This window comes from Micromonospora sp. NPDC051296, assembly GCF_040682255.1.
GTDB lineage: Bacteria > Actinomycetota > Actinomycetes > Mycobacteriales > Micromonosporaceae > Micromonospora > Micromonospora craterilacus.
Genome location: NZ_JBFBAO010000027.1, coordinates 24,482 through 32,105, shown reverse-complemented (window position 1 = coordinate 32,105; position 7,624 = coordinate 24,482). Strand labels below are relative to the sequence as shown.

The window sequence follows — 7,624 nt, the reverse complement described above, 5'->3', positions numbered from 1 at the left end:
GCGAGGCGGTGATCGCCTACTTCGGCGACGGCGCCACCAGCCAGGGCGACGTCAACGAGGCGTTCGTCTGGGCTGGCGTGTTCAACTCCCCCCTGTTAACAGGGGGCCCTTCCTTGCACCTCAGCGGCGGGTGCGGTTGATGGCGCTGGTCACGGCCTTGATGGAGGCGGTGACGATGTTGGCGTCCATGCCCACGCCCCAGACCGTCCGGCCGTCGACCTCGCACTCGACGTACGCGGCGGCCTGCGCGTCGCCGCCGGAGGAGAGTGCGTGCTCGTGGTAGTCGAGCACGCGTACCGCCACGCCGGCCGAGCCGAGCGCGTTGACGTACGCGTCGATCGGGCCGTTGCCGATCGCGGTGAGCGATCGGGGCTCGCCGGCGACGCCGACCTGCGCGGTGATCTCGACCTTGCCGTCGGCGGTGCCGAGGGCGTACTCGGCCAGCGTCACCGCCGGGTCGGCCTGGTGGTCGAGCAGGTACTGCCCGGCGAAGATCTGCCACATGGTGGCCGGGGCGACCTCGCCGCCGTCGTGGTCGGTGACCTGCTGCACCACGCCCGAGAACTCGATCTGGAGCCGGCGGGGCAGGTCGAGCTGGTGCTCGGTCTTCATGATGTACGCGACGCCGCCCTTGCCGGACTGCGAGTTGACCCGGATCACCGCCTCGTAGCTGCGGCCCAGGTCCTTCGGGTCGATCGGCAGGTAGGGCACCGCCCAGGTGAACTCGTCGACCGGTACGCCGGCTGCCGCCGCGTCGGCGGCGAGGGCGGTGAAGCCCTTGTTGATGGCGTCCTGGTGGGAGCCGGAGAAGGCGGTGTAGACCAGGTCGCCGGCGTACGGGTGGCGCTCGTGCACGGGCAGTTGGTTGCAGTACTCGACGGCCCGCTTGACCTCGTCGATGTCGGAGAAGTCGATCATCGGGTCGATGCCCTGGGAGAACAGGTTCAGCCCGAGCGTCACCAGGTCGACGTTGCCGGTGCGCTCGCCGTTGCCGAACAGGCAGCCCTCGATCCGGTCCGCGCCGGCCAGCAGGCCCAGCTCGGCGGCGGCGACCCCGGTGCCCCGGTCGTTGTGCGGGTGCAGGCTGAGCACCAGGCTGTCGCGGCGGGGCAGGTGCCGGTGCATCCACTCGATCGAGTCGGCGTACACGTTCGGCATGGCCATCTCGACGGTGGCCGGCAGGTTGACGATCAGCTTGCGGTCCGGGGTCGGGTCGACCACCTCGATGACCTTCGCGCAGACCTCCAGCGCGTACTCCAGCTCGGTGCCGGTGTACGACTCCGGGGAGTACTCGTAGTGGATGTCGGTGTCCGGGGTGTGGATCTCGGCGTACTTCTGGCACAGCCGGGCCCCGGTGGTGGCGATGTCGGTGATGCCGTCGCGGTCCAGCCCGAACACCACCCGGCGCTGGAGCGTGGAGGTGGAGTTGTAGAAGTGCACGATCGCCCGGCGGGCACCGCGCAGCGACTCGAACGTGCGCTCGATCAGGTGCTCCCGGCACTGCGTCAGCACCTGGATGGTGACGTCCTCGGGAATCAGGTCCTGCTCGATCAGCTGCCGGACGAAGTCGTAGTCGGCCTGGCTGGCCGACGGGAAGCCGACCTCGATCTCCTTGTAGCCCAGCTGCACCAGGAGCTGGAACATCCGGCGCTTGCGCTCCGGCGACATCGGGTCGATCAGGGCCTGGTTGCCGTCCCGCAGGTCGACCGCGCACCAGCGCGGCGCGGCCTCGACATGCCGGGTCGGCCAGCTGCGGTCCGGCAGGTCGATCCGGAACTGCTCCCGGTACGGCTGGTACCGGCGGTACGGCATCCGGCTGGGGCGCTGCCGGGCGATGGGATCGGACTCAACGTCGGTGGTGCCGGCTGGGTGAGCCATGGCGGAGTTCTCCTGGGGTCATGTGACGTCAGCAACGGAGGTCGGCAACGGTGCCGAGCGGAAAGATCCGGGACAGTGCTGGCGGCGCGGTTCGACTCCGCGACGAGGTGCCGGCCGTCAGGCCTCGTCGCGGCGACCAAGGAGAAGGTGCGCCTGCCACATGACAGGGTGACCCTACGTGATGAGGCGGGGTCTGGGAAGGTGCGTCCGGACTTTGAGACGGAATTCGCAGGCGGCGGTTACTGGATTGCGTTTCCGCAGCTCAGGACGAGTTCGGTAAGGGGGCGTCGGTGACGCAAGGCGGTCTCCTCGGCCACCAAGTCGGCCGGGAGGCTCAGTGGATCGCCCAGTTGTCCGACCGCCACCACCACGTACGGTCGCACGTCGTCGGGCACGTCGAGGTCGGCGACCAGGCCGGGGCGATCGAAGTCCGTCAGTTGTCGTACGTGCAGTCCCAGGGCGGTGGCCTGCACGGTGAGGTGGGCCACCGCCTGGCCGAGGTCGTACGCCGCGAACGGGTGGCCGGTGCGGGGGTGCGCGGCCAGCAGCAGGGCGCTGGCCCGCCCGGCCCAGCGCTGCTCCGCCGGCGGCAGGTTGACCGCGATTCGCTTGAACGTCTCGTCGTCGCGGTGCCCGAGCGCGAACCGCCAGGGTTGCCGGTTGCCGACCGATGGCGCCCAGCGCGCCGCCTCCAGCAGGGTCGCCGCCTCGGCCCGGGTCAGCTCGGCGCGCGGGTCGAAGGAACGGGGGCTCCACCGGAACGCGAGCAGCGAGGTGAGGTCAGCCATGCGTAAAGAATTCCGTATGGGCGTTTTTCCCGCGATGTCGGGGGTGGGCGAATGTGGGCAACACCACCCGTAACGGGACAGGTGGTCAGCGCGTTCCCGCGTCCGTGGCGACCGGGTCGACGCCGCCCGGGTCGGTGCTGGCCGGGTCCGTGGGTAACGCCTCCATGCCCAGCGGCTCGCCCTCGACCACCGGCCCGGCCAACTGGACTGTGGCCGGTGCCGGCTCGGGGGGTGCGGCCAGCGTCAGGGTGCCGAACGCGGCGCGGACCGCGGTCGGGGTGCCGTCGGCGTCGAAGCAGTAGATCCCCACGTCCAGCGGGGGGTTGATCGAGGCCGCGGTGGTCTCCACCGAGTAGCAGGAGCCGGTGGCCCCGGGCGGCGCCATGGCCGGCGAGACCGACAGTGGGGCGCGCCGGTCGGTCAGCACGTCCAGCCAGTCGGTGAACGGGTGCTGCACCCGGGGGTCGAGCCGCCGTGGCAGCGTGTCGTCCCGTTCGCCGAGGCGTACGCAGCTCGGCGGCTCCGGCCGGGCCGCCGAGGGCAGCGCGCACTGGAACAGCCCGTCGGCCGTCGCCGCGAGTGAGATGTCTGCCGCGCCACCGTGCGCGCCACCCGGCACGTCCACCCGCCAACTGCCGTCGTTCGCGCTGGTCACCAGGATCGAGCGGTCGGCGACCCCGTCCGCCAGCAGGTTGTACCGGGCGACCAGGTGCCGATCCTGGGCGGCGGCGGCGAGCGCGGCCAACTCGTCGCGGGCCGCGTCCATCCCCACCGGTCGTGGCGCGGCGCTCGGGGGCGGCGGCGGATCTGCGGGCGGGTCGGCGGAGCAGCCGGCGAGCAGGACGGGCAGGGCCAGCGCGAGCGGGGCGGCCAGGCGTCGGGCCGGGCGGTGGGCGGCGTGCACCCGGTCATTCTCGGCGTTGCGGCCAGCTTCCGGACACCCCCGGGCAGGTCGAGGTTTGCGGCGTGTCGCGCGCCACTCCTGGGCCGGGCCGGGCCGGATCGTGGGATCACCTGATCCGGCGGTCAGAGCGGCCCGATACCCTGAAATCGTCCGACCCGCGCCGCCGGCCCCGGAGCTGGCGGCGTCGGCACGCTCAGGGCAACTGGGAGGGAGTGCACCGTCGTGGCACTCGTGGTGCAGAAGTACGGCGGGTCCTCCGTCGCCAACGCCGAGCGGATCAAGCGGGTGGCCGAGCGGATCGTCGCGGCCCGCAAGGCCGGCGACGACGTGGTCGTCGTGGTCTCCGCGATGGGCGACACCACCGACGAGCTGCTCGACCTGGCCAACCAGGTCAGCCCGCTGCCCCCCGGGCGGGAGCTGGACATGCTGCTCACAGCCGGAGAGCGGATCTCGATGGCGCTGCTCGCCATGGCGATCCACAACCTGGGGTACGAAGCCCGCTCGTTCACCGGTTCGCAGGCGGGCGTGATCACCACCTCGGTGCACGGCCGGGCACGGATCATCGACGTAACCCCGGGGCGGCTCAAGGGCGCGCTGGACGAGGGGGCCGTGGTGATCGTCGCCGGCTTCCAGGGCGTCTCGCAGGACACCAAGGACGTCACCACCCTGGGCCGTGGTGGGTCGGACACCACCGCGGTGGCGCTGGCCGCCGCGCTGCGGGCGGACGTGTGTGAGATCTACACCGACGTGGACGGGGTCTTCACCGCCGACCCGCGGATCGTCCCGAACGCCCGGCACATCAAGCAGATCACCTACGAGGAGATGCTGGAGCTGGCCGCCTGCGGCGCGAAGGTGCTGCACCTGCGCAGCGTGGAGTACGCCCGCCGGGCCGAGCTGCCGATCCACGTCCGTTCGTCATACTCGACCAACACCGGCACCATGGTCACCGGATCGATGGAGGAGCTTCCTGTGGAGCAGGCACTGATCACCGGAGTGGCCCACGACCGCAGCGAGGCCAAGATCACGATCGTCGGGGTGCCCGACGAGCCGGGCGCCGCGGCGCGGATCTTCGACACCGTCGCGGGCGCCGAGATCAACATCGACATGATCGTGCAGAACGTCTCCACCGAGGGCACCGGTCGCACGGACATCTCCTTCACCCTGCCGAAGACCGACGGCCCCACCGCGATGGCCGCGCTGAGCAAGATCCAGGAGACGGTCAACTTCAAGGGCCTGCTCTACGACGACCACGTCGGCAAGGTCTCCCTGATCGGCGCGGGGATGCGGTCGCACCCCGGTGTGGCCGCGGGCTTCTTCGCCGCACTGGGCCAGGCCGGCGTGAACATCGAGATGATCTCCACCTCGGAGATCCGGGTCTCCGTGGTCTGCCGGGACACCGACCTGGACGCCGCGGTCCGCGCCATCCACGAGGCGTTCGACCTCGGCGGTGACACCGAAGCCGTGGTGTACGCGGGGACGGGACGGTAGCCCGCGGTGGCCGGGCTGCCCACCCTGGCCGTGGTCGGGGCGACGGGGGCCGTCGGCACGGTGATGTGTGAGCTGCTCACCGGGCGGCGCAACGTCTGGGGCGAGATCCGCCTGCTGGCCTCCGAACGGTCGGCCGGGCGGAAGGTGCGGTGTCGGGGCGAGGAGTTGACCGTCCAGGCGCTGACCGAGGAGGCGCTCGACGGCGTGGACGTGGCGATGTTCGACGTCCCGGACGAGGTCTCCGCGCACTGGGCGCCGATTGCGGTACGCCGCGGCGCGGTCGTGGTGGACAACTCCGGCGCCTTCCGGATGGACCGGGACGTCCCGCTGGTGGTGCCGGAGATCAATCCCGAGCAGCTGCACAACCGGCCCCGGGGCATCGTCGCCAACGCGAACTGCACCACCCTCGCGATGATCATCGCGGTCGCCCCGCTGCACCGCGAGTACGGCCTGCGTGAGCTGGTGCTCGCCTCGTACCAGGCGGTTTCCGGAGCGGGTCAGGTCGGCGCGGACACGCTGCACGACCAGTTGACCAAGGTGGCCGGCGACCGGCTGCTCGGCTCGCGTACCGGCGACGTGCGGCAGGCGGTCGGTGACGACCTCGGCCCGTTCCCCGCCCCGATGGCGCTCAACGTGGTGCCGTGGGCCGGCTCACTGGCCGACAGCGGTTGGTCGTCCGAGGAGATGAAGATGCGCAACGAGTCGCGCAAGATCCTCGGGATGCCCGACCTCAAGGTCTCCGCCACCTGCGTACGGGTGCCGGTGGTGACCGGCCACTCGGTCGCGGTGCACGCCGTCTTCGCCACCGAGATCGACGCCGACGGCGCCCGTGGAGTGCTGCGCAACGCGCCCGGGGTGATCGTGGTCGACGACCCGGCGGCCGGGGAGTTCCCGATGCCGATCGACGCGGTCGGCACCGACCCGTCCTGGGTCGGCCGGATCCGCCGAGCCCTCGACGACCCTCGCGCGTTGGATTTCTTCGTCACCGGCGACAACCTCCGCAAGGGTGCCGCCCTCAACACCGCGCAGATCGCCGAACTCCTGGCCCAGGAGCTGACCCAACCCTGATCACCCTGCCGAGGGGCCGTCAGGCGGCGGACAACTGGACCCCGTCGCGGCCTTGGCGTTTGACGGCGTAGAGGGCCTGGTCGGCGCGGCGCAGGGTCAGCTCGGGAGACTCGCCCGGCCGGGGAAGCGCGACGCCGACGCTGATCGTACGGCCGATGCGGCGGGCCGCCTCGGTGAGCCGCTCGGCGACCCGCACCGCCTCCTCGGGGCGACTCACCTCGATCACTGCCACGAACTCGTCGCCGCCGATCCGGTACAGCTCGTCCCCCTGGCGCAGCGCACCCTCCAACGCCCGGGCCAGGCCGACCAGCACGCGGTCACCCGCCTGGTGGCCGTACGTGTCGTTGACGCTCTTGAAGCCGTCCACGTCGATCGCCAGCAGGGCGGTACGGCCGGGGGTCGCGGTGGCGATCCGCTGCCCGAACGGGCCGGTGTGCCGCAGTCCGGTGAGCGGGTCGGAGCTGGCCTGCTCGCGTAGCCGGTCCAGGGTGCGCAGCCGGTCCAGGCAGCTCCATGCCTGGGCGGCCAGCAGCTCCATCAGGTTGACCGTGGTGGGATCCGGGCGGAGCAGCCGCTCGTCGGCGACCAGCAGCACCGCACCGCGCTCGGGCGGGCCGACCGGCACCGCCATCAGCGTGCGTACCCCGGCCCGGACCAGCGGCTCGTGCCCGGCCGTCGGCGGGTGGCCGGCCTCGCCGAGGGTGTAGCCCGCGCCGTACCGGTGGGCCCGGTCGGCGATGCGCCGCAGCGCCTGCGGCCCCGCCTCCGTCAACTCGGCGCGCATCCGGGTCTCCAGTTCGCCGGGGGCCACCGTCGGCGCGCCGAGCTGCGGGCCGGTGCGGTCGGCGAGCACCAGGATGGCCGCGGCGAGGGCCGACACGTCCCGGGCGGCCCCGATGGTGGCCGCCATCAAATCCCATTCGGTGCTGGCGGCGGTCATCGCGGCGGCGTGCCGGAGCAGCTTCTCGCTGCGACTCTCCGCCGGACCGCCGAGCGCCACGATCCGAGCGCCGAGGCGGCTGGCGACCCGTTCGGCCGTCGCCTGCCAGGACCCGAGGTCGGCCGGGCCGGTCCACTGCAAATCGAGTACGCCGACGGCTCGACCCGCCGGATCCAGCACCGGCACGCACACCTCGGCGGTGACGTCGGGGCGTACCGGGATGTGGTCGAGGTCGGCCGCGACGTCCGGGACGACGGCCGGCTTGCCGCGGGTGTAGACCCGGCCGACGATCCCGGCGTCCGGCGCGACGGTGGCGAAGACCTGCCAGGATCCGGTGGCGGCGACGCAGCGCAGCCGGCCGCGGACGTGTAACAGGACGGCGATGGTGGCGGGTGTGTACCGGGCCAGCGCGGCGACGGTCGCCTGGCACACCTCGGTGACGGTCGACGCCATGGGCAGGCGGGCCGTGACGTCACGGATGACTTGCTGGTGATCCACTCGCACGTCGTTCCAGGTCGGGGTACCTTCCCGGCCGGCGCCGGGTCGCCGATCAAGCGT

The 7,624-nt window shown here is 72.0% G+C and carries 6 protein-coding genes and 1 pseudogene; 3 read left to right on the top strand and 4 right to left on the bottom strand.

Features of this window, described 5'->3' with window-relative positions; translation table 11 throughout:
* Window positions 1–98, top strand: a pseudogene (locus AB0M52_RS05280) (thiamine pyrophosphate-dependent enzyme); the annotation flags it as partial.
* Between the two features lie 22 nt (window positions 99–120).
* Here the strand turns inward: AB0M52_RS05280 and leuA are convergent.
* From leuA to AB0M52_RS05265, 3 genes are all read right to left on the bottom strand, one after another.
* The gene (leuA, locus tag AB0M52_RS05275) at window positions 121–1,878 is read right to left on the bottom strand and encodes a 2-isopropylmalate synthase (RefSeq protein ID WP_363949142.1); all 1,758 of its coding nucleotides are present in this window, start codon (window positions 1,876–1,878) and stop codon (window positions 121–123) included.
* Between the two features lie 239 nt (window positions 1,879–2,117).
* Window positions 2,118–2,666, bottom strand: coding sequence for a nitroreductase family protein (locus AB0M52_RS05270; protein WP_363949139.1), 549 nt, complete (start codon window positions 2,664–2,666; stop codon window positions 2,118–2,120).
* Window positions 2,667–2,751: 85 nt separating this feature from the next.
* A complete protein-coding gene (locus AB0M52_RS05265) occupies window positions 2,752–3,570 on the bottom strand; it encodes a hypothetical protein (RefSeq protein WP_363949137.1) in 819 nt (272 codons plus the stop codon).
* A gap of 222 nt (window positions 3,571–3,792) precedes the next feature.
* Between AB0M52_RS05265 and AB0M52_RS05260 the strand changes: the two genes are divergently transcribed.
* Both AB0M52_RS05260 and AB0M52_RS05255 read left to right on the top strand, forming a co-directional pair.
* Complete coding sequence (locus tag AB0M52_RS05260; RefSeq protein WP_111212727.1) at window positions 3,793–5,058, top strand: aspartate kinase; 1,266 nt, start codon at window positions 3,793–3,795, stop codon at window positions 5,056–5,058.
* A 6-nt stretch (window positions 5,059–5,064) separates the two neighbouring features.
* Entirely contained in the window at window positions 5,065–6,126 is a 1,062-nt protein-coding gene (locus AB0M52_RS05255) for an aspartate-semialdehyde dehydrogenase (protein ID WP_363949134.1), read from the top strand.
* A gap of 19 nt (window positions 6,127–6,145) precedes the next feature.
* On the opposite strand, the gene AB0M52_RS05250 is transcribed toward AB0M52_RS05255, so the two are convergent.
* Window positions 6,146–7,564, bottom strand: coding sequence for a sensor domain-containing diguanylate cyclase (locus AB0M52_RS05250; RefSeq protein WP_363949131.1), 1,419 nt, complete (start codon window positions 7,562–7,564; stop codon window positions 6,146–6,148).
* Between the last annotated feature and the right edge of the window lie 60 nt (window positions 7,565–7,624).

Coding starts and splice junctions, on each gene's coding strand:
- AB0M52_RS05270 (WP_363949139.1), bottom strand. CDS start 2,666: ATGGCTGACCTCACCTCGCTGCTCGCGTTCCGGTGGAGCCCCCGTTCC.
- leuA (WP_363949142.1), bottom strand. CDS start 1,878: ATGGCTCACCCAGCCGGCACCACCGACGTTGAGTCCGATCCCATCGCC.